General features: G+C 72.5%; 15 protein-coding genes. 5 read left to right on the top strand and 10 right to left on the bottom strand.

The features are described 5' to 3' along the window. Positions 1-131: 131 nt before the first annotated feature. The 9 genes from ACIBCA_RS35580 to ACIBCA_RS35620 form a co-directional block, all read right to left on the bottom strand. Entirely contained in the window at positions 132-1,010 is an 879-nt protein-coding gene (locus ACIBCA_RS35580) for a CDP-alcohol phosphatidyltransferase family protein (RefSeq protein WP_396287298.1), read from the bottom strand. Next, positions 997-1,689: a phosphatidylserine decarboxylase gene (locus ACIBCA_RS35585; protein WP_031070387.1), complete on the bottom strand. Its 693-nt coding sequence runs from the start codon at positions 1,687-1,689 to the stop codon at positions 997-999. Before ACIBCA_RS35585 ends, ACIBCA_RS35580 begins: the two co-directional genes overlap by 14 nt. 498 nt (positions 1,690-2,187) lie before the next feature. Further along, positions 2,188-3,390, bottom strand: a complete 1,203-nt coding sequence (locus ACIBCA_RS35590; protein WP_396287299.1) for an acyl-CoA dehydrogenase family protein — start codon at positions 3,388-3,390, stop codon at positions 2,188-2,190. Positions 3,391-3,536: 146 nt separating this feature from the next. Then, entirely contained in the window at positions 3,537-4,040 is a 504-nt protein-coding gene (locus ACIBCA_RS35595; RefSeq protein WP_396287364.1) for a MaoC family dehydratase, read from the bottom strand. Positions 4,041-4,042: 2 nt separating this feature from the next. After that, positions 4,043-5,023 carry an HpcH/HpaI aldolase/citrate lyase family protein gene (locus ACIBCA_RS35600; RefSeq protein WP_396287300.1) on the bottom strand — a complete coding sequence of 327 codons (981 nt, stop codon included), beginning with the start codon at positions 5,021-5,023 and terminating at the stop codon, positions 4,043-4,045. A gap of 34 nt (positions 5,024-5,057) precedes the next feature. Beyond that, on the bottom strand, positions 5,058-7,088 hold the full coding sequence (locus tag ACIBCA_RS35605) for a protein meaA (protein WP_396287301.1): 2,031 nt from the start codon (positions 7,086-7,088) through the stop codon (positions 5,058-5,060). A gap of 10 nt (positions 7,089-7,098) precedes the next feature. Then, entirely contained in the window at positions 7,099-8,436 is a 1,338-nt protein-coding gene (gene ccrA, locus ACIBCA_RS35610; RefSeq protein ID WP_396287302.1) for a crotonyl-CoA carboxylase/reductase, read from the bottom strand. 381 nt (positions 8,437-8,817) lie between these two features. Further along, positions 8,818-9,738: a TetR family transcriptional regulator gene (locus ACIBCA_RS35615; protein WP_396287303.1), complete on the bottom strand. Its 921-nt coding sequence runs from the start codon at positions 9,736-9,738 to the stop codon at positions 8,818-8,820. Between the two features lie 224 nt (positions 9,739-9,962). Continuing rightward, positions 9,963-11,738, bottom strand: a complete 1,776-nt coding sequence (locus ACIBCA_RS35620) for a 3-hydroxyacyl-CoA dehydrogenase family protein (protein WP_396287304.1) — start codon at positions 11,736-11,738, stop codon at positions 9,963-9,965. A gap of 578 nt (positions 11,739-12,316) precedes the next feature. Between ACIBCA_RS35620 and ACIBCA_RS35625 the strand changes: the two genes are divergently transcribed. The 3 genes from ACIBCA_RS35625 to ACIBCA_RS35635 all read left to right on the top strand — a co-directional run bounded on the left by ACIBCA_RS35625 (position 12,317) and on the right by ACIBCA_RS35635 (position 18,282). Then, complete coding sequence (locus ACIBCA_RS35625) at positions 12,317-15,013, top strand: MXAN_6230/SCO0854 family RING domain-containing protein (RefSeq protein ID WP_396287305.1); 2,697 nt, start codon at positions 12,317-12,319, stop codon at positions 15,011-15,013. A 76-nt stretch (positions 15,014-15,089) separates the two neighbouring features. Further along, positions 15,090-16,514, top strand: a complete 1,425-nt coding sequence (locus ACIBCA_RS35630) for a glutamine synthetase (RefSeq protein ID WP_396287306.1) — start codon at positions 15,090-15,092, stop codon at positions 16,512-16,514. A gap of 271 nt (positions 16,515-16,785) precedes the next feature. After that, positions 16,786-18,282 (top strand): S8 family peptidase, encoded by a 1,497-nt coding sequence (locus tag ACIBCA_RS35635; protein WP_396287307.1) that lies wholly within the window; start codon positions 16,786-16,788, stop codon positions 18,280-18,282. Between the two features lie 147 nt (positions 18,283-18,429). On the opposite strand, the gene ACIBCA_RS35640 is transcribed toward ACIBCA_RS35635, so the two are convergent. Continuing rightward, a complete protein-coding gene (locus tag ACIBCA_RS35640; protein WP_396287308.1) occupies positions 18,430-19,332 on the bottom strand; it encodes a HipA family kinase in 903 nt (300 codons plus the stop codon). A 113-nt stretch (positions 19,333-19,445) separates the two neighbouring features. On the opposite strand from ACIBCA_RS35640, the gene ACIBCA_RS35645 reads away from it, so the two are divergent. Both ACIBCA_RS35645 and ACIBCA_RS35650 read left to right on the top strand, forming a co-directional pair. Next, on the top strand, positions 19,446-19,886 hold the full coding sequence (locus ACIBCA_RS35645) for an SRPBCC family protein (protein ID WP_396287309.1): 441 nt from the start codon (positions 19,446-19,448) through the stop codon (positions 19,884-19,886). A gap of 164 nt (positions 19,887-20,050) precedes the next feature. Continuing rightward, complete coding sequence (locus tag ACIBCA_RS35650; protein ID WP_396287310.1) at positions 20,051-21,205, top strand: glycosyltransferase; 1,155 nt, start codon at positions 20,051-20,053, stop codon at positions 21,203-21,205. Positions 21,206-21,237: the final 32 nt, after the last annotated feature.

The raw sequence follows: 21,237 nt of genomic DNA on the forward strand, positions 1-21,237 counted from the left end.
AACGCTCGGCTGGGAAACCCCAGCCGAGCGTCTGCATAAACTCATCGCGGCCTAGACAGCCGACCACGTGTTGCAACGACCACTAGAAACCGCCGATGGTTCCGGGCCCTTCCTCGTACGTACGAGCAGGCTCAGCCGAGCCGCGACTCAGCCCGCCGGGCGCGGACGTCGCCGACCTTCTGGCCGACCTTGCGCCGGATCACCAGCATCGGCGCCATGGCCGCCAGGGTGATCTGCGCGAACGCGCCGACGTGCATCAGCGTGTCGCCGCCGGGCAGCCCGGTCGCCCAGGCCGCCAGGCAGCCGATGGCCACGACGACCCAGCAGAGAGTCGCGGTGGCCAGCAGGCCCTGCGGCTTCGGGTACTCGATCCGGCTGACCATCAGGTACGCGGCGCCGAAGATGGCGAGCAGACCGGGCAGGAACGGCGGGTCGAGCAGCACGATGGCGATGACCGTCATCGCGCCCATCGGGCAGGGCATGCCCTGGAACACCCCGGGCCGCATCTTGACGGCCGAGAAGCGGGCCAGCCGGAGCACGACCGCGAGCAGCACCGTCAGCGCGATCAGCGCCGACAGCTTGGTGTTGGAGTCCTTGGAGACCATGCCCCAGACGGCCACGAAGTAGGCCGGGGCGATGCCGAAGCTGATCAGGTCGGCCAGGTTGTCCAGTTCCGCCCCGAGGGCCGAGGAGCGCAGCTTGCGCGCCACCAGGCCGTCGAAGAGGTCGCACATCGAGCCGATCAGCAGCAGCGTGACCGCCGTCGCGGCGCTGTGCCGGTCCGGAGCGGCGTCCGGGTTGGTGATGTGCGGGACCAGGACCCCGGTGGTGATCGAGTAGATCGCCAGGAAGCCGCAGACGGCGTTCCCGAGGGTCAGGAAGTCCGCGGTGGACAGGTGCTGAGGAGAGCGCGGGGCGCGCAGCTCGCGGTCGCGCGCCCAGCGGCGGCGGCGCAGGGCCGTCTCCTCGTCGTCCAGGCCGACGATTGTCTCAGGATCAGTCACGGTCAAGGCGCGTCACCCCGGCGGTGGTCTTCTGGCCGACCTCGACGCCGACCTCGACGCCGGCCGGCAGGTAGGTGTCGACCCGGGACCCGAACCGGATCAGACCGATCCGCTCGCCCTGCTCGACCTTGGTACCGGCGTCCACGTACGGCACGATGCGGCGGGCCACGGCCCCCGCGATCTGGACCATCTCGATGTCGCCGATTTCGGTGTCGAAGTGCCAGACGACCCGCTCGTTCTGGTCGCTGTCCTTGTTGAACGCGGGCACGAAGCCGCCCGCGACGTGCTCGACGGACGTCACCGTGCCCGGCAGGGGCGCGCGGTTGACGTGGACGTTCAGGGGGCTCATGAAGATCGCGACCCGGGTGCGCCCGTCCGGCCAGGCGTCGATGCTCTGCACCACGCCGTCCGCCGGGGAGATCACTCTGCCCGTGCCGATCTCACGCTCGGGGTCGCGGAAGAACCACAGCATGCCGGCGCTCAGCGCGCAGGCGGGTACCGCCGCCAGGGCCCACTTGCCGCTGCGCCGGGTGAGGGCGGTGGTCACGGCGGCCGTGGCGAGGGTGGGGACGAACCAGGGGGTGGCTCCGCGCGCGATGGTCACGCGGGGTCGCCGACCGGCCGCCGGGGCTGCGAGGGCATCGCGGTCCGTGACGGAGGTGTGAGGGGACGGGCTGATGGGCATCGAAGACCTTTGTCGCGGGGGATCATGGCCGCTGGACGGGGGCCACCGCGGGATCGGTAATAAGAGGGACGGCTTGCTGTCCCGGTGGATGCTATCGGGAGCACACGGTGGGTGGGCAACCCGCCTGCTCGTTCATGTGTCCGGTGGGAGCACGTCCGCGCACCCACTCATACGACCGTAGCTCGCGCCGGTCCGGTTCCCAAGGGACCCGACACGGCTGGTGACTCTTGTCTCAGCGGTGGCACGCGGTGAACCCGGGGCGTTCGTACGAGCGCCGGGCGCCCGGGAAACGGCCCGGGGGGCCGGAGGAAGGTGCGCGGAAGCGGCCGCGGGGCGCTCGCTGCAGCTGCGCGCCCTACGGCCGCTTCCACGGGCCGTGCCCGGCGCCCGGCGGACCAGGCTGGGGCCGCTGGTGGCACGGCGGGGTGCCGGGACGGGCCCGCACGCCCGTCGACCGGCGGTTCGAAGGGTCCCCCGCGAAGGGCGGGGGACCGTCGGTCACTCGGCGATCCGGTACTCCTCCAGGAGCCGGCGTCCGACGATCATCTTCTGGATCTCCGCAGTACCTTCACCGATGAGCAGCATCGGGGCCTCGCGGTAGAGGCGCTCGATCTCGTACTCCTTGGAGAAGCCGTAGCCGCCGTGGATGCGGAAGGCGTCCTCGACGACCTCCTTGCAGTACTCGGAGGCCAGGTACTTGGCCATGCCGGCCTCGAGGTCGTTGCGCTCGCCGCCGTCCTTCTTGCGGGCGGCCATGACCATCATCTGGTGCGCGGCCTCGACCTTGGTGGCCATCTCGGCGAGCTTGAACTGGATGGCCTGGTGCTCGGCGATCTTCTTGCCGAAGGTGGAGCGCTGCTGGGCGTAGGAGATGCCGAGCTCGAAGGCGCGCCGGGCGACGCCGCAGCCGCGGGCGGCGACGTTGACGCGGCCGACCTCGACGCCGTCCATCATCTGGTAGAAGCCCTTGCCCGGGACGCCGCCGAGGACGCGGTTCGCGGGGATCCGGACGTCCTGGAGCACCAGCTCGGTGGTGTCGACGCCCTTGTAGCCCATCTTCTCGATCTTCCCGGGCACGGTCAGGCCGGGCACGGTCGGGTTCGGGCCGAAGCCGGCCGTCTTCTCGATCAGGAAGGTGGTCATGTTCTTGTACGGGGAGCTGCCGCCCTCGTCGGTCTTGCACAGGACCGCGACGAGGGTGGAGGTGCCGCCGTTGGTGAGCCACATCTTCTGGCCGTTGAGGACGTAGAAGTCGCCGTCCTTGACGCCCTTGGTGGAGATGGCCGAAACGTCGGAGCCCAGGCCCGGCTCGGACATCGAGAAGGCGCCGCGGATCTCCCCCGCGGCCATCTTCGGCAGGAAGTAGTCCTTCTGCTCCTGGGTGCCGTGGGCGTTGATCATGTGGGCCACGATGAAGTGGGTGTTCACGATGCCGGAGACGGACATCCAGCCGCGGGCGATCTCCTCGACCACCAGGGCGTAGGTGAGCAGGGACTCGCCGAGGCCCCCGTACTCCTCGGGGATGGTGAGGCCGAAGAGGCCGAGCTGCTTCATCCCCTCGACGATGGCGGTCGGGTACTCGTCCTTGTGTTCCAGCTCGGTCGCGACCGGGATGATCTCCTTGTCGACGAAATCCCGCACGGTGGCGAGGATGTCCCGCTGGATCTCGGTGAGGCCGTCGGTCTGTGCGAGGCGTCCCATCGTGCGGCTCCGGAATGTCTGAAAGAGGGCGGGGGGGGGGTATTTCCGGGGGCCCTGCCGGCGTGGCTGCGGCAGCAGGGCCCCCGACCGGGTGGGGGTCGGCCGATGACGGCGGCCTTCCCCTCCGGGGTCTGTGGGAGAGAGGACTAGGAGAGGGGCTCCGGGCGGCCGGGCTGCTCGCCGCCGCGCGCCTTGGTGTACGTCTCGGTCGGCACCATCACCTTGCGGCGGAAGATGCAGACGACCGTGCCGTCCTGCTTGTACCCCTTGGTCTCGACGTAGACGATGCCCCGGTCGTCCTTGGACTTGGAGGGCCACTTGTCGAGGACGGTCGTCTCGCCGTAGATCGTGTCGCCGTGGAAGGTCGGCGCGATGTGGCGCAGCGACTCGATCTCCAGGTTGGCGATCGCCTTGCCGGAGACGTCCGGGACGGACATGCCGAGCAGCAGCGAGTAGATGTAGTTGCCCACCACCACGTTGCGGCCGAAGTCGGTCGTCTTCTCCGCGTAGTTGGTGTCCATGTGGAGGGGGTGGTGGTTCATGGTGAGCAGGCAGAAGAGGTGGTCGTCGTACTCGGTGACCGTCTTGCCGGGCCAGTGCTTGTAGACCGCGCCGACCTCGAACTCCTCGTAGGTGCGTCCGAACTGCATGGTCACGCCTCCGCCTTCTTCTCGGTGTCGGGCAGTTCGAACTTGGTGGTGCGCTGCATGCCGGCGGCCCGGCCCTTGCCGGAGATGACCAGGGCCATCTTGCGGCTGGCCTCGTCGATCATCTCGTCGCCGAGCATCGCGGAGCCCTTGGCGCCGCCCGCCTCGGAGGTGCAGTAGTCGTACGCGTCGAGGATCAGCTCGGCGTGGTCGTAGTCCTCCTGCGAGGGCGAGTAGATCTCGTTCGCGGCGCCGACCTGGTCCGGGTGCAGCACCCACTTGCCGTCGAAGCCGAGGGCGGCCGAACGGCGGGCGACCTCGCGGTAGCCCTCCGGGTTGCGGATCTGCAGGTACGGGCCGTCGATCGCCTGGAGGTCGTTGGCGCGGGCGGCCATCAGGATGCGCATCAGGATGTAGTGGTAGGCGTCGGCGCCGTAGCCGGGCGGCTGCTCGCCGACCACCAGGGACTTCATGTTGATCGAGGCCATGAAGTCGGCCGGGCCGAAGATGATGGTCTCCAGCCGGGGCGACGCCTCGGCGATGGCGTCGACGTTGATCAGGCCCTTGGCGTTCTCGATCTGCGCCTCGATGCCGATGCGGCCGACCTCGAAGCCCATGGTCTTCTCGATCTGGGTGAGCAGGAGGTCGAGCGCCTTGACCTGCTCGGCGTCCTGGACCTTCGGCAGCATGATGCAGTCGAGGTTGGGGCCCGCGCCCTCGACCACGGTGATCACGTCGCGGTAGGTCCAGTGCGTGGTCCAGTCGTTGACGCGCACGACGCGGGTCTTGCCGCTCCAGTCGCCGTTGTTGAGGGCGTCGACGATGTGGTGGCGGGCGCTCTCCTTGACCAGCGGGGCGCAGGCGTCCTCGAGGTCGAGGAAGACCTGGTCGGCCGGCAGGCTCTGGGCCTTCTCCAGGAAGCGCGGGTTGCTGCCCGGTACGGCGAGGCAGGAGCGGCGCGGGCGCAGGCGGTTGACAGGGGTCATGTCTTTCGAGGGTTCCTTCCCAGTGGTCAGCTGGTCAGCTGGTGGCCGCGGTCGGTGCGGGCGTCCACGGCTGGAGCTTGTTGGCCAGCCGGATCTCATCCACGATCCGGCCGATGATGGTCGTGATGCCGAAGTCTTTCGGGGTGAACACGGCGGCGACGCCGGCGGCCTTGAGGGCCTCGCCGTCCGCTGCCGGGATGATGCCACCCACGATCACCGGAACATCCTGCACCCCGGCCCGGCGCAGCCGCCTGAGCACGTCGGGCACCAGTTCGGTGTGCGCGCCGGAGAGGATGGACAGGCCCACGCAGTGCACGTCCTCCGCGACGGCGGCGGAGACGATCTGCTCGGGCGTGAGCCGGATGCCCTGGTAGACCACCTCGAACCCGGCGTCGCGGGCGCGGACGGCGATCTGCTCGGCGCCGTTGGAGTGCCCGTCCAGGCCGGGCTTGCCGACCAGCAGGCGCAGCCGGCCGGAGCCCAGCTCCTCGGCGGTGGCGGCCACGGCGGCGCGGACCTGCTCCAGCTCCCCGCCGGGCTCGGCGGCCACGGCGACCGGGGCGCCGCCCACGCCGGTGGGGGCGCGGTACTCGCCGAACACCTCGCGCAGGGCGAAGGACCACTCGCCGGTGGTGACCCCGGCGCGGGCGCAGGCGAGGGTGGCCGGCATCAGGTTGTCGCTGGTGGCGGCGACGGCCTTGAGCTCCGCCAGCGCCTCCTGGGCGGAAGCCTCGTCGCGCCGGCCGCGCCAGGCCTCCAGGGCGGCGAGGACGGACTGCTCGGAGGCCGGGTCGACGACCATGATGGCGGTGTCGAGGTCGGCCGTGAGCGGGTTCTCCTCGGTGGTGTCGAAGCAGTTCACGCCGATGATCTTGTCCTCGCCGGACTCGATCCGGGCGCGGCGCGCGGCGTGCGAGGCGACCAGGTTGGACTTGAGGTAGCCGGACTCGACGGCGGGAATCACCCCGCCCATCTCCATGACCTTGGCGATCTCCGCCTCGGCGCCGGCCAGCAGCTCGGCGGTCTTGGCCTCGACGACCTCGGAGCCGTTGAAGAGGTCCCCGTACTCCAGCAGGTCCGACTCGAAGGCCAGCACCTGCTGGATGCGCAGCGACCACTGCTGGTCCCAGGGCCGGGGCAGGCCCAGCGCCTCGTTCCAGGCCGGGAGTTGGACGGCGCGGGCGCGGGCGTCCTTGGAGAGGGTGACGGCGAGCATCTCCAGCACGATCCGCTGGACGTTGTTCTCCGGCTGCGCCTCGGTCAGGCCGAGGGAGTTGACCTGCACGCCGTAGCGGAAGCGGCGCTGCTTGGGGTCGGTGACGCCGTAGCGCTCCCGGGTCACCTTCTCCCAGAGCCGGCCGAAGGCGCGCATCTTGCACATCTCCTCGACGAAGCGCACCCCGGCGTTGACGAAGAAGGAGATCCGGGCGACGACCTCGCCCATCCGCTCGGCGGGCACCTGGCCGGAGTCGCGCACCGCGTCGAGCACCGAGATGGCGGTGCACATCGAGTACGCGATCTCCTGGACGGGCGTGGCCCCGGCCTCCTGCAGGTGGTAGCTGCAGATGTTGATCGGGTTCCACTTGGGGATGTTGCCGACCGTGTAGGCGATCATGTCGGTGATCAGGCGCACCGAGGGGCCGGGCGGGAAGACGTGCGTCCCGCGCGACAGGTACTCCTTGACGATGTCGTTCTGGGTGGTGCCGGTGAGCTTGGAGACGTCGGCGCCCTGCTCCTCGGCGACCACCTGGTAGAGCGCCAGCAGCCACATGGCGGTGGCGTTGATCGTCATCGAGGTGTTGGTCTGCTCGAGCGGGATGCCGTCGAACAGGGTGCGCATGTCCCCGACGTGGCCGACCGGGACGCCGACGCGGCCGACCTCGCCGCGGGCGAGGATGTGGTCGGAGTCGTAGCCGGTCTGGGTCGGCAGGTCGAAGGCGACGGACAGGCCCGTCTGGCCCTTCGCCAGGTTCCGCCGGTAGAGCGCGTTGGAGTCGCTCGCGGTGGAGTGCCCGGCGTAGGTGCGCATCAGCCAGGGGCGGTCGCGCTTCTGAGGCTCGGTCATCGGGTCCGTCTCACACGTTCCGGAAGCGGTTGATGGCAGGCAGGTGCTTCGCGCGCAGCTCGTGGTCCGTGACGCCCAGGCCCTCCTCGGGGGCCAGGCAGAGCACGCCGACCTTGCCCTGGTGCCTGTTCTGGTGCACGTCCAGGGCGGCCTGGCCGGTCTCCTCCAGGGAGTAGACCTTGGAGACGGTCGGGTGGATCTTGCCCTTGGCGACCAGACGGTTGGCCTCGAACGCCTCGCGGTAGTTGGCGAAGTGCGAGCCGACGATCCGCTTGAGCGACATCCACAGGTACCGGTTGTCGTACTGGTGCATGTAGCCGGAGGTGGAGGCGCAGGTGACGATGGTGCCGCCCTTGCGGGTGACGTACACCGAGGCGCCGAAGGTCTCGCGGCCCGGGTGCTCGAAGACGATGTCCACGTCCTCGCCGCCGGTGAACTCGCGGATCCTGGAGCCCAGGCGCTTCCACTCGCGCGGGTCCTGGTTGTTCTCGTCCTTCCAGAACCGGTAGCCCTCGGCGGAGCGGTCGATGATCGCCTCGGCGCCCATGGCCCGGCAGATCTCGGCCTTCTCGGGGCTGGAGACCACGCAGATCGGGGTGGCGCCGCCGGCCAGCGCGTACTGGGTGGCGTACGAGCCGAGGCCCCCGCTGGCGCCCCAGATCAGCACGTTGTCGCCCTGCTTCATGCCCGCGCCGTTGCGCGAGACCAGCTGGCGGTACGCGGTGGAGTTGACCAGGCCCGGGGAGGCGGCCTCCTCCCAGGTGAGGTGCTTCGGCTTGGGCATCAGCTGGTTGGTCTTGACCAGGGCGATCTGGGCCAGGCCGCCGAAGTTGGTCTCGAAGCCCCAGATGCGCTGCTCCGGGTCCATCATCGTGTCGTTGTGGCCGTCCGAGGACTCCAGCTCGACGGAGAGGCAGTGGGCGACGACCTCGTCGCCCGGCTTCCAGGCGTTGACCCCGGCGCCGGTGCGCAGCACCACGCCCGCGAGGTCCGAGCCGAGCACGTGGTACGGCAGGTCGTGGCGCTTGGTCAGCGGCGAGAGCCGCCCGTAGCGCTCCAGGAAGCCGAAGGTGGAGACCGGCTCGAAGATCGAGCTCCAGACGGTGTTGTAGTTGACCGCGCTGGCCATGACGGCCACCAGGGCCTCGCCCGGGCCCAGCTCGGGCAGGGCGACCTCGTCGAGGTGAAGGGACTTGCGAGGGTCCTTGTCGCGGCTGTCGAGGCCCGCGAACATCTGCTCCTCGTCCTTGTGGAGCGTGACCGCCCGGTAGGACTCGGGCAGTGCGATCGCCGCGTAGTCGGCCGACGTGGTGTCGGGGCTGAGGATCGCGTCGAGGATTTCCTGCATGGCTGCCTCCGAAGGCGTACCTGTGTGAGGGCACAGGGCGTCTGGGGGAGCCGGGAGCGGACACCGGCTTCGCTGGTACGGGTGGTGGTGGGCTTGTCAGTTCGGTGCCCGGGGTGGATCGGGCGGGGACTGGCACTGCTCCCGGGGTGTGGGAACGCCGGACGACGGCGCGCCGAGGTGGGGAGCCGCGGCGCCGCGACTGGTGAGTAACAAGGTAGTGGCACCCTGTGCCAGGCGTAAAGACACCGGGTGTCACGATTTTGGACAGCCTGGAAAGGCGGCAAAACGGGCGTGACGCGCGTTGACCGCGTACGCGAAAGGCCCGCGCCGACTGTTCGGCGCGGGCCTCTCGTACTGCTCTGACCTGCGAAGATTCCCGGCTCAGGACTCCCGGGCGCCACTCAGTGCGGCCCGGATGCTGTCCACCACCACGTCCAGCGGAGCGTCCGTCCGGGCGACTGTGATGAGCACCTCACCTTGGGGGCTGGCACTCAGTGCGCTCTCCGCCACTACCTCCCCGGGCGCCCCATTGGCACCGGGTGCCACCACCGATCCGCGGCGTCTGGCCCCCGGTTCGCTGGCCGCCCAGAAGGTGCGCCGGATCACCTCGAAGGAGTGGTCCAGCTGCGCCTCCACGTCACCCCGGCCGCCGGCCCGCAGCCAGCGCCGCAGCACGTGGTTGTGCGCCGCGACGACCGCCGCCGCCGACACCTCGGCCAGCATCGAGTCGTCCTCGCCGCCGCGCTGCCAGCCCGAGGGGATCGGCTCGCCGGTGTCGAAGCGGCCCAGCAGGTAGCGGGTGAACAGCCGCTCGTAGCGGGCCACCACGGCGATCTCCCGCTCGCGCAGCGCCGGGACCTGACGGATCAGCTGGTAGCGCGCCACGGACACCCCCGGGGTGGAGGCGTACATCCGCAGCACCTCCTTGATGCCCCGGCAGACCACGTCCAGCGGGTGCTCCTCCGGCTCGGCGCTGGCCAGCAGGTCCGCCACCCGGATCAGGGTGTCGTCGTGGTCGGGGAAGATCGCCTCCTCCTTCGACCGGAAGTACCGGAAGAAGGTGCGCCGGGCGACCCCGGCGGCCGCCGCGATCTGGTCGACGGTCGTCTCCTCGTACCCCTGCGTGGCGAACAGGTCCATCGCGGCCGTGGCCAGGTCCTGGCGCATCTGCTGGCGCTGCGCGGCCGCCCTGCGGCTGCCGGGCCCGCCCTCCGGACCGGTGCCCCCGGTCGAGGTGGCCGTCCGGTCGGTGCCGCGCGGGCCTGCGGGGTGCTGCGGGGTGGCTGACTGAACCCGATCCATGGCCGGAACGCTACACGGCCCCGGCTCGGCGCCCGCGGCCCTTCCCCGGCGTACCGGCGTCACCGGGCCCGTGACCGCCGGGCGCGGCCAGCGCGAGGCGACGGAACCCGGCGCCCAGCCCGGTCCGGCGCCGTGCGCCCCCGGCCCGGCCCCGTGCGCCCCAGGCCCGCCGACGGGCGCCGGGCCGCTGCCGTACGGGGCCGGGCCGCCGTCCGGTCGGCCGGTCACCGGCGCGCGTGGTCGCGGAAGCCGCGGCCGGTCTTGCGGCCCAGGCAGCCCGCCGCGACCAGGTGCTCCAGCAGCGGCGCCGCGGCCAGGCCCGGCTCGCGGAACTCCTGGTGCAGCACCCGCTCGATGGCCAGCGAGACGTCCAGCCCGACGACGTCCAGCAGCTCGAAGGGGCCCATCGGGTAGCCGCAGCCCAGCTTCATCGCGGTGTCGATGTCGTCCACCGTCGCGTAGTGCTCCTGGAGCATCCGCACCGCGTCGTTCAGGTAGGGGAACAGCAGCGCGTTGACGATGAACCCGGCCCGGTCGCCGCACTCCACCGGGTGCTTGCGCACCTTCGCCGTCAGCTCCAGCACCGTCGCGGTGACCTCCGGCGCGGTCAGCACCGTGGAGACCACCTCGACCAGCTTCATCGCCGGGGCCGGGTTGAAGAAGTGCATGCCGATCACGTCCTGCGGCCGCGAGGTCGCGGTCGCGCAGCTGATCACCGGCAGCGAGGAGGTGGTGGTGGCGAGCACCGCGCCCGGGCGGACGACCTTGTCCAGGGCGGCGAACAGCTCCCGCTTCACCGCGAGGTCCTCGGCCACCGCCTCGACCACCAGGTCCACCTCGGCCAGCTGCGCGTACTCCCCGACCGGGGTGACCAGCGCCATCGCCGCGTCCCGCTGCTCCGCGCTCATCCGGCCCCTGGTCACCGAGCGCTCCAGCGACTTCGCCAGCTGGGCCTTCGCCCGCTCGGCCTTCTCCAGGCTGCGGGCGGCCAGCAGCACCGGGTGCCCGGCCTTGGCGAACACCTCGACGATCCCGGTCGCCATCGTCCCCGAGCCGCAGACGCCGACGGTGTGCACGGTGCGCCCCGGCACCTTGGGCAGGGCGGGCCCGGTCGCCGCGTCCACGGCCCTGGACGAGCCCGGCGCCTCGTAGGTGTAGAAGCCCCGCCCGGACTTGCGGCCCAGCAGCCCCGCCGAGACCAGCTGGCCGAGGATCGGCGCGGGCGCGTGCAGCCGGTCGCGCGACTGCTCGTACATCGCCTCCAGCACGGTGCGCGCGGTGTCGATCCCGATCAGGTCGAGCAGCGCCAGCGGGCCCATCGGCAGACCGCAGCCCAGGCGCATCGCGGCGTCGATGTCCTCGCGCGAGGCGTACCGGGACTCGTACATCGCGGCGGCCTGGTTCAGGTACGCGAACAGCAGGCCGTTGACCACGAACCCGGCCCGGTCGCCCGCTGCCACGGGCTCCTTGCCGAGGTCCCGGGCGAAGGCGGCCGCGTCCTCGGCGGTCTGCGGGGAGGTCAGCACCGTGCGGACGACCTCGACCAGCTTCATGCTGTGCACCGGGTTGAAGAAGTGCAGGCCCAGCACCCGCTCCGGACGGGCCGTGGCCGCGGCGATGCGGGTGACCGACAGCGCGGTGGTACCGGTGGCCAGCACCGTCTCCGGCGGGCAGATCCGGTCCAGCTCGGCGAAGAGCTCCCGCTTCAGCTCCAGCTGCTCGGGCACCTCCTCGATCACCAGGTCCGCCCCGGCGGCGGCCGTCAGCTCGTGCCCGACCTCGATCAGGGCCAGCAGCGCGGTGCGCTCCTCGGCGGTGATCCGCTCCCGCTCCACGGCGTGGGCGGTCCTCTCCTCGATCCGGGCCAGCGCCCGGGCCGCCGAGTCCTCGCCGGCCTCGATGCCGATCACCCGGCGGCCGCTCCTGGCGACGGCGACGGCGATGCCGGCGCCCATCGTGCCGAGGCCGACGACGGCCACGGTGGGGTAGGGACGCTCCATGTCCTGACTCCTAGTCATGAAGGGCCCGCGCGTGCACCGGCGGGCGGGCCGCCGCGCCCGTCGACGGGGACGGGGGCGGCCGCCGCCGGAGGAGGGTTCACGCGCGGGGGCTTTGGGGAGGTGACGGGTTCCGGCGACACCGGTCCGCGGCCGGTCCGCTCCGGCCGAACTGCGGGTGTGCCGTGGTGCTGCAGGTGCTCAGGCGCTCAGAGGTGAAGGAAGCGACGCTGAAAGCTGAAGCTGGAAGGGGGGCGCATCCGGCCCCGCCGCGGATCGCGGCACCGGCCGGTGAAGGCACCGCGCGAACGCCGAAAGGACACGGCGCCGCGAAACCCGCCGGTGCGGCTCCCGAAGCCCGGCGGTGATGCGTGCGGCCACTGTAGCGAAGCTACCGGCGAGTAGGAAGAGGGCGGCCGGGAACAGCCACCGGAAAACCGTTCGGGCCCGACGGCCGCCGTTCGCTAGGGTGATCGACGCGGGGGCGGCTCCGCGGCGTGCTTCCTTCTCACTCATCTCCAAAATGAATCCGAGTGCGCCCACTCTCCGCCCCCGCTTCGTCATATCCACCCGGGGGAGCCGTGAAGAAGAAGACGGGCACCGCCGTGCCCGACAACCCGCTGGACGCCTACCTGCTGCGCCGCCACGGCGCCGTACGGGTCGAGCCCGGAGCAGCCCCCGAGGAACCGCAGCCGTGGACGGCCGAGGGCCTCGTCGTCCTGGAGGCCGACCTCGCCCAGCGCGGCTACGTCCTCACCCGCGGCCTGCGCACCGCCCTCGCCCGGCTGCGCCCCGCCGGCCTCGGCGCGGCCGGAGCCCTGCTGCTCGCCCGGCTCGACGCGATGCTCGGCGCCGACCGCCGCCACAAGCCGCTCTTCCGGGGCTTCCCCGACGGCGTGCCCCGGCACGCCCACGCCACCTACTCCGCGACGGTCCGGGCCTACCTGCTCTGCCAGGCGTCCCAGATCTGCTTCACCTGCGAGCGCAGCAGCCTGGAGACCGGCATCGGCGCCCTCGCCCCCTGCGCCCACCTGCTCTGCGGCGACTGCTACGACGACCTGGTCGTCGAGGGCGGCGGCCACGCGTGCCCGTACTGCGGGACCCCGCTCGGCCTGGAGGAGCGCTACCTCTCCCTCGACGCGAAGTCCGTCCGCAACGCGGCCCGCGGGCTCCAGCCGGGCAGCCTGCTCAAGCCGCTGCGCCTGGCCGGCACCGCCACCACCGAGGAGGCCGCGGCCGCCGAACTCGCCGCGCTGCTCGCCCGGCAGACCCCGCTCTCCCCGCAGGACCGCGAGGACCTCGCGATGCTGCTCGACCACGCCCCGGCCGACCCGGCGGCCTGGCTGCCCGCCGAGATCCCCGTCCGCGAGAGCCGAGCCACCGTCCTCGCCGCCCTGCTGCACCGCGACCGCGAGGCCGCCCGCCCGGTGCTGGCCGCCCACCTCACCACCGCCACCGACGTGCTGCGGCTGATCTGGGCCTGGTCCGGCGCCGAGCCCGACCTGCTGGCGGACACCGCCCGCACGTTCCGCCTGCACACCCTGCCCCGCCCGCTGCGCCGCGACCTGCTCGCCGTCCTCGACGCGCTCCCGGTCGGCACCCTCGCCGAGGACCTGCGCCGCCACCGCCAGGCCTGGCTGCGCGCCGGCGAGCTGCTGCACCCGTACGAGCACCGGGCCCGCTTCCCGTACGTGGCGGCGGCCTTCGCCGTCCTGCGCGGGACGGACCTGGACAAGAGCCCCGAACTGCGCGAGGCACCCGCCCCGCTGCGGGTGCGCGAGACGCGCCGCGGCCGCGCCCGGCTCACCGTCGAGACCTTCGCGGCCCGGGTCGAGTACGCCCTGCTGCGGGGTGAGGTGCCCGAAGCCGTGGAGCTGCTGGCCACCCGCCCCGGCGAGCTGGCGCGCCGGCTGCACCACCTGCTGCGGGTGCACGCCGACTGGATGCCCGGCGAGCCGACGCCGGCCGAACTGCTCGACGTCCTGCCGGGCGCACTGCGCGCCGTCGCCCCCGGCCCGCTGCTCGGCGCGTACGGGCGGCTGCGCGGCCCGCGCGAGGAGGGTGAGCGCCGGCTGTACTTCCCGCGCGGCCGGGTCGCCTCCGCGCACGCCCGCTTCGACTGGGGCACCGCCGTCCCGGCCGAGCTCAGCGCGCCCGTCTGCGCACTGATCGAGGCCGAACTGCTGCGCCGCGCCGGGCGGTCCGAGCCCTGCGAGCTCGCCGTGATCGACGCCGGGCTCGCCGACCTGGTCGTCCCCTTCGCCGAGCGCGCCAGCGCCAAGACGCTCGTCGCCCTGCCGCGCGGCAGCGTGCAGCCGCTCCCGGACGGGGAGCACGTACGGCTGTTCGTGCACTGGATGCAGCGGGTGCACCAGCGCGTCGACCTCGACCTGTCCGTCGCCTTCTACGACGAGGACTGGCGGTTCGTCGGCCTCTGCGACTACACCAACCTCGTCCTCGGCCCGCGGGCCGCCGTCCACTCCGGCGACTTCACCACCGCCCCGCCGCCGCGCGGCGCCACCGAGTTCGTTGACCTCGACCTGCCCGCCCTCGGCAAGGCGGGTGCGCGGTACGCGGTGGTCGTCGTGTTCAGCTACAACGACATTCCGTTCGAGGACCTCACCGACGCCTTCGCCGGCTTCATGACCCTCACCCCCGCCGAGGCGGCCCGCGTCCGCAAGGGCGCCTTCCACCCCAAGGAGCTGCGCCAGCGCCTCGACCTCGCCGGGGACGCCCGCATCTGCGTGCCGATGATCGTCGACCTCCAGGAGCGCACCCACACCTGGACGGACCTCAACGTCGCCGCCGACCCCGGCTTCCACAACCTGTACCGCCACCACGAGAAGATCGGCTCCCTCGCCTCGGACGTCCTGCGGCACTTCGGCGCCGGCACCCGCGCCACCCTCTGGGACCTCGCCTGCGCCACCGCCGCGGCCGGCAGCCCCGAGGTGCTGGTGCGCGACCGCACCGGTCGCACGCTCGACCACTACCGCCGGGGTGCCAAGGAGCCGGTGACCGCGTTCGCCGAGCGCCTGCGCGGCCTGCACGTCAGCGACCGGCGGATCGAGCAGGCCCCGGACGACATCGCCCGGCAGATCGCCGAACGCCTCACCGGCGTACGGGCGTTCACCGCCCTGGTGCACGCCGACGTCCCCGCCCCGGGCGAGACGGACGGCGCGCTCTACCGCCTCTACCCGGGCCCGACCGACGCCGCCCCCGACACCGTGGAGCGGCTCACCGCGGGGGAGTGGACGGCCCGCTTCGCCCCGAACGGGTGAACGGGCGGAAGGGAGTCCAGCCGGACCACCCGTAGGGGGAGTTACGGCTCCCGGGTGGGCGGGGCAGCATGGTGGCATGACCACGGGAGCCACCGTCCACACCGCCGAGGCCCGGAAAGCCGCCGAGGCTTCCGTCGCGCTGCCCCCGCGCGCCGAGCGCGCCGCCCGGGCCGAGGCGGCGACCGACCGGCTGCGCACCGCCGCCGTCGACGCCCTCGCCGTCACCTGGGTGGACAACGCGGGCATCACCCGGGTCAAGGCCGTCCCGCTCGGGGGCCTGCGGCACACCGCCGAGTGGGGCGTCGGCACGGCCCCCTGCTTCGACGTGTTCCTCGCCGACGACGCGATCACCACCAGCCCCCTCATCGGCGGCCCCACCGGGGACCTGCGCCTCTACCCCGACCTCGACCGGGCCGTCCCCCTCGCTGCCCAGCCCGGCTGGGCCTGGGCCCCCGGCGAGCGCTACACCCAGGACGGCACCCCGCACCCCGGCTGCCAGCGCCTGTTCGCCCGCCGGACGACGGCCGCCGCCGCCGCGCTCGGCCTCAGCCTCAAGGCCGGCATCGAGGTCGAGTGGGTCGTCGCCCTGGACGGCCCCCCGGCCGAGGAGCCGCGCTACCCGACGCACGGCCCCGCGTACGGGATGCACCGGCTCACCGACCTCTCCGACTACCTGCGCGACGTCCTGCGCGCCCTCGGCGAGCAGGGGCTGGCGGTGCTGCAGATCCACCCCGAGTACGCCCCGGGCCAGTTCGAGGTCTCTGTCGCCCCCGAGGGCCCGGTCGGCGCCGCCGACACCTCCGTCCTCGTGCGCCACACGATCCGCGCCGTCTCCGCCCGCCACGGCCTGCGGGTCTCCTTCGCGCCCGTCGTCGAGACCGACGGCGTCGGCAACGGCGGCCACCTGCACCTGAGCCTGTGGCGCGAGGGCCGCAACCTCGGCCACGGCGGCCCCGGCCCGCACGGGCTCACGCCCGAGGCCGAGGGCTTCCTCGCCGGCGTCCTCGACGAACTGCCCGCCCTGCTGGTGCTCGGCTGCTCCAGCCCCGCCGGGTACCTGCGCCTGGTGCCCCAGCACTGGGCCGGCGCCTACCGGTGCTGGGGCCTGGAGAACCGCGAGGCCGCGCTGCGGCTGGTCACCGGCTCCACCGGCGAGCGGGCCTCGGCCGCCAACGCCGAGGTCAAGTGCTTCGACGCCAGCGCCAACCCGTACCTCGCCGTCGGCGGCGTCATCGCGGCGGGTCTCGCGGGCCTGGCGGATGGCCGCCGCCTGCCACCGGAGTTCACCGGGGACCCGGCCGCCGCCGAGCCCGGCACGGTGCCCCGGCTGCCCACCGGCCCCGCCGAGGCGCTGGCCGCGTACGAGGCGTCGGCGGTGCTGCGCGAGGCCCTCGGCGAGCCGCTGTACCGGGCCGTGGCAGCCGTGCGCCGCGCCGAGGCCGAGCGGTACGAGGCCGCCGGCCCCGAGGAGTTGGTGGCCGCCACCCGCTGGCGCTACTGACGGAAAACGCCGATCGGCCACCGGCCGTACGCGCTCCAGCGGGCCCGAACGCCCACCGCATCGCTCGTCGGCAAACCATCACTTTTTAACAATCATCTTTTCTGTTGCCTGCCTTGACCTGCGGAGTCCTGCCCTCCGCAGTTGGCGAAGATGTGACGATTAGATGACTGCCTCTTGCGCAATTAAGCCAATCTTCATTAGCGTCCCGGTCATTCCCTGTGCACCTGCCTCGCCGCAGCTGCCGCATGACGACTCGGGAGGGCCAACCCCTATGAGAGTTCCTCGGATCAGCCGGACCCGGTACGCGGCGGTGGGCCTCGTGCTCGCCACCGCCGGCGCACTCGCGCTGCCGGCCGGCACCGCCGTCGCCGCCCCCGTGGGCGACTCGACGACCGGTCCGCTGCTCAGCTACGTCGTCAACACCAAGGCCAACCACGGCCAGGTGCAGAAGGTCGAGAACGCCGTCAAGAACCTCGGCGGCACCGTCGTCTACTCGTACGAGCAGATCGGCGTCGTCATAGCCCGCTCGAACGACACCAAGTTCGCCGAGAAGCTGCGCCTGGCCAAGGGCGTCGACTCGGTCGGTGCCAGCCGCACCAAGGGCATCACCGCCGCGGACCAGGGCAAGGCGGAGGTCGCCGAGGCGCCGTCCGGTGCCAACGCCGCGGCCCCCGGCCAGGAGCCGTACGAGCCCAACCAGTGGGACATGCGCCAGATCGGCGTCGACAAGGCGCACAAGATCTCGCTCGGCAGCCGCAACGTCACCGTCGGCGTGCTGGACTCCGGCATCGACGCCACCCACGAGGACCTGGCGGCCAACGTCGACGCCTCGCAGTCGGTCTCCTGCATCGACGGCGGCAAGCCGAACACCGACTGGAAGGCCTGGCAGCCGGGCGTCGACGGCGACCACGGCACCCACGTGGCCGGCACCATCGCCGCCGCCAAGAACGGCAAGGGCATCGTCGGCATCGCGCCGAACGTCAAGCTGGCCGCCGTCCGCGTCGTCGACGACAACCAGTTCATCTACCCGGAGTACGCGATCTGCGGCTTCGTGTGGGCCGGTGAGCACCACTTCAACGTGACGAACAACAGCTACTACATCGACCCGTGGATGTTCAACTGCACGAACGACAAGGACCAGGCGGCGATCACCGACGCCGTCCGCAAGGCCGTCGCGTTCTCGCAGCGCAAGGGCGTCCTCAACGTCGCCGCCGCGGGCAACGAGAACATCGACCTGGCGCACAAGACGGTTGACGTCTCCAGCCCGGACGACACCACCAAGACCACCCGCCCGATCACCAACGACTGCCTCTCGCTGCCGACCGAGCTGCCGGGCGTCGTGGTCGTCTCGTCGGTCGGTGTCAACGGCGACAAGGCGTACTACTCCAGCTACGGCAAGGGCGTCGTCACCGTCGCCGCGCCGGGTGGCGACCGCCGCTACCAGATCCCGGACACCCCGGACAAGAACGGCCGCACCCTGTCCACCATCCCCGGTGGCAAGTACGGCTACATGCAGGGCACCTCGATGGCGTCCCCGCACGCCGCCGGTGTGCTCGCGCTGCTGGCCAGCACCTTCCCGTGGGCGAGCCCGGAGGAGCTGACCGAGATGCTGACCAACCAGGCCGAGTCCCACGCCTGCCCGACCGGGGACTTCAACCCGGGCGGCGCCGGCGACTGGAAGGCCAAGTGCGAGGGCGGCGCGGACGACAACGGCTTCTACGGCGCGGGCATCATCAACGCCGAGAAGGCGGTCCAGTGGTGGCGCTGACGCGCCCGCCGCAGTGAAAACCGCAGTGAAACCGCTGTGACGACCGCAGTGAAACCGCTGTGACAACCGCTGTGACACCTGATCACCGCTGAACCGGGGAGCGGGGCTTCGGCCCCGCTCCCCGGTTCCGTTTCTCCGTCGTCCCGTTCAGACGTCCTCGTCGAAGTGGTGCTCCCACACCGTCTCCACCGAGGGCTTGCCGTGCAGGTCCGGCACCTCCCGCAGCCAGGCGGGCCGGCCGGCCCGGGTGCGGGCCGCCTGGCGCCGCTCGGCCTCGCGCAGCTGCTCGGGCGTGGAGAACCCCTCCGGCAGCCACTCCCCGGAGAGCACCACCCGGGCGGCCAGGTGCTCGACGTAGGCGCGGCGGACGGCGGCCACCGAGTCGAAGCCCGGCTCCCCGGCCAGCCACTCGTCGGGCACCAGCGCCAGCACCTCCTCCAGCAGCTCCACGGTCACCAGCGGCCCGAGGTCCTCGTCGGCCAGCCGGACGTCCGGAGCCGAGGCGCCCAGCGCGTGGGCGCTCAGGTCGTAGCGCCGCCCGACCGCCGCGTCGGCGGAGGCCCAGCGGTGGTGGAAGATCAGCGCGGCGCCGTTGTCGATCAGCCAGAGCCGCCCGTGCCAGACCATCAGGTTGGGGTTGTGCACCGTGCGGTCGACGTTGCCGGTGAGCGCGTCCAGCCACACCACCCGCCCGGCCTCGGCGGAGTCCACCGCCGCCAGGCCCGGCCGGTAGTCCCGGGCCCCCGGCAGCAGGTCCATCCCGAGGTTGAGCCCGGCGCTGGCCTTGAGCATGTCCTGGATCTCGGTGTCCGGCTCCTCCGCCGCCACCGCCGGGTCGAAGTCCACCAGCCGCAGCTCCGGCACCCGCAGCCCCAGCCGCCGCGCCAGCTCGCCGACGATCACCTCGGCCACCAGCGCCTTGCGCCCCTGCGCGGCCCCGGTGAACTTGACCACGTACGTGCCCAGGTCGTCGGTCTCCACCACCCCGGGCACCGAACCCCCGGCCCTCAGTGGATCGACGTAGCGCACCGCTGTCACCTGATCGAGCACACCGGCCACCCTATCCCGGCGCGTCGCACGGGCGCCGCTGTGATTGGCTTGCCGCCACAGCGGTACGGACAGCGGTACCCGGCGGTACCCCACCACACGAGGAGCACAAGGTCATGGGACAGGTGCAGGCCACCACCGAGCGGGTCTACGACGCGGCCCCCGAGCGGGTGTACGAGGCGCTGGCCGACTACCAGGTGACCCGCCCGAAGCTGCTGCCGGCGCAGTACAGCGAGTACGAGGTGCGGGCCGGCGGCACCGGTGCCGGCACCCAGGTGCACTGGCGGCTGCAGGCCACCGAGAAGCGGGTGCGCGACTGCCTGTTCACCGTGTCGGCGCCCGCGCCGGACCAGCTGGTGGAGAAGGACGCCAACTCCACCATGGTGATCACCTGGACGGTCGCGGCCGCGGGCGAGGGCCGCTCCAAGGTCACCGTCTCCGCCACCTGGCAGGGCGCCACCGGCATCGGCGGCTTCTTCGAGCGCACCTTCGCCCCCAAGGGCCTGAACCGCATTCACGACCAGGTGCTGGAGAACCTCGCCGCCGAGGTCCGTTGATCCGACCGATCCGACAAGCATTCGAGGCCGGGGAATTCGCCCGGGAATTCGAGTGACCCGTCCACCCGTACGAGCCGAAAGCCGTACGGGTGGACGGCCCGCCACCTCCGGGTGACGGGACCCGTCCGGCACGGGGGAGCGACCCTAGGCTCGCCGCCGTGCATATGACGATCCTTCACGTTTCGCAGCCGGTGGACGGCGGAGTCGCCCGCGTCGTCGCCGATCTGGTCCGCGGGCAGCGGGAGGCGGGCCACCGGGTCCTGGTCGCCTGCCCGCGCGGGGGCCGGCTGGCCGAGGAGGCGGCCTCGGTGGGCGCGCTGGTCCGCGACTGGCCCGCCGAGCGCTCCCCGGGCCCCTCGACCGCCGCCGAAGCCTGGCGGCTGCGCCGGATCGTCCGGACCGCCGGGCCCGACGTGGTCCACCTGCACAGCGCCAAGGCCGGTCTCGCCGGCCGGCTGGCCGTGCGCGGCGCGGTGCCCACCGTCTTCCAGCCGCACGCCTGGTCCTTCGCCGCCGTGGACGGCGCCATGGCCGCCGCCACCCTGCGCTGGGAGCGCTGCGCGACCCGCTGGGCGCACCGCCTGCTCTGCGTCAGCGTCCAGGAACGCGCGGATGGCGTGGCCGCCGGGGTGCACGCCGACTGGGCGGTGGTGCCCAACGGCGTGGACGTGCGCCACTACGCGCCCGCCGACCGCCGCGCCGCGCGGATCGCCCTCGGCCTGGACCTCGACGCCCCGCTCGCCGTCTGCGTGGGCCGCCTGTGCCGGCAGAAGGGCCAGGACGTGCTGCTGGCCGCCTGGCCGGAGGCGCTGCGCCGAGTGCCGCAGGCCCGGCTGGCGCTGGTGGGCGGCGGGCCGGAGGAGCAGCGGGTCGCGGAGCTGGTGCGGGAGACGGCCGAGCCCTCCCGCGTCCGGCTGACGGGCGACGTGCCGGACCCGCGCCCCTGGCTGGCGGCGGCCGACCTGGTGGTGCTGCCCTCGCGCTGGGAGGGCATGGCGCTGGCCCCGCTGGAGGCGATGGCGGCGGCCCGTCCGGTGCTGCTGACGGATGTGCCGGGGGCCCGCGAGTGCCTGCCCCCGGCGGAGCGCGCGCAGTCGGTGGTCGCGCCGGAGGATCCGGGCGCGCTCGCCACCCGGATGGCGGAGGCGTTGTCCGATCCGATCGAGTGCGAGCGACGCGGTTCCCGGCTGCGCGAGCACGTGGTGGCGCGGCACGACGTGCGGACCGTGGTCGAACAGGTGGACGCGCTCTACCGCCATCTGCTGGGGGCCGGAGGGGTCGTGGGGCGGCGCCGGGCCCGTGTCCCGGAGCGGATCTGATCGTTTCACCTGCTGTGAATGCCCGCCGTGAC

Source organism: Kitasatospora sp. NPDC051170 (assembly GCF_044455705.1).
GTDB lineage: Bacteria > Actinomycetota > Actinomycetes > Streptomycetales > Streptomycetaceae > Kitasatospora.

Excerpts from the sequence above, each read along its gene's own strand:
- ACIBCA_RS35585 (WP_031070387.1), bottom strand. The coding sequence starts at position 1,689 with ATGCCCATCAGCCCGTCCCCTCACACCTCCGTCACGGACCGCGATGCC.
- ACIBCA_RS35590 (WP_396287299.1), bottom strand. The coding sequence starts at position 3,390 with ATGGGACGCCTCGCACAGACCGACGGCCTCACCGAGATCCAGCGGGAC.
- ACIBCA_RS35595 (WP_396287364.1), bottom strand. The coding sequence starts at position 4,040 with ATGCAGTTCGGACGCACCTACGAGGAGTTCGAGGTCGGCGCGGTCTAC.
- ACIBCA_RS35600 (WP_396287300.1), bottom strand. The coding sequence starts at position 5,023 with ATGACCCCTGTCAACCGCCTGCGCCCGCGCCGCTCCTGCCTCGCCGTA.
- ACIBCA_RS35605 (WP_396287301.1), bottom strand. The coding sequence starts at position 7,088 with ATGACCGAGCCTCAGAAGCGCGACCGCCCCTGGCTGATGCGCACCTAC.
- ccrA (WP_396287302.1), bottom strand. The coding sequence starts at position 8,436 with ATGCAGGAAATCCTCGACGCGATCCTCAGCCCCGACACCACGTCGGCC.
- ACIBCA_RS35615 (WP_396287303.1), bottom strand. The coding sequence starts at position 9,738 with ATGGATCGGGTTCAGTCAGCCACCCCGCAGCACCCCGCAGGCCCGCGC.
- ACIBCA_RS35620 (WP_396287304.1), bottom strand. The coding sequence starts at position 11,738 with ATGGAGCGTCCCTACCCCACCGTGGCCGTCGTCGGCCTCGGCACGATG.
- ACIBCA_RS35630 (WP_396287306.1), top strand. The coding sequence starts at position 15,090 with ATGACCACGGGAGCCACCGTCCACACCGCCGAGGCCCGGAAAGCCGCC.
- ACIBCA_RS35635 (WP_396287307.1), top strand. The coding sequence starts at position 16,786 with ATGAGAGTTCCTCGGATCAGCCGGACCCGGTACGCGGCGGTGGGCCTC.
- ACIBCA_RS35645 (WP_396287309.1), top strand. The coding sequence starts at position 19,446 with ATGGGACAGGTGCAGGCCACCACCGAGCGGGTCTACGACGCGGCCCCC.
- ACIBCA_RS35650 (WP_396287310.1), top strand. The coding sequence starts at position 20,051 with ATGACGATCCTTCACGTTTCGCAGCCGGTGGACGGCGGAGTCGCCCGC.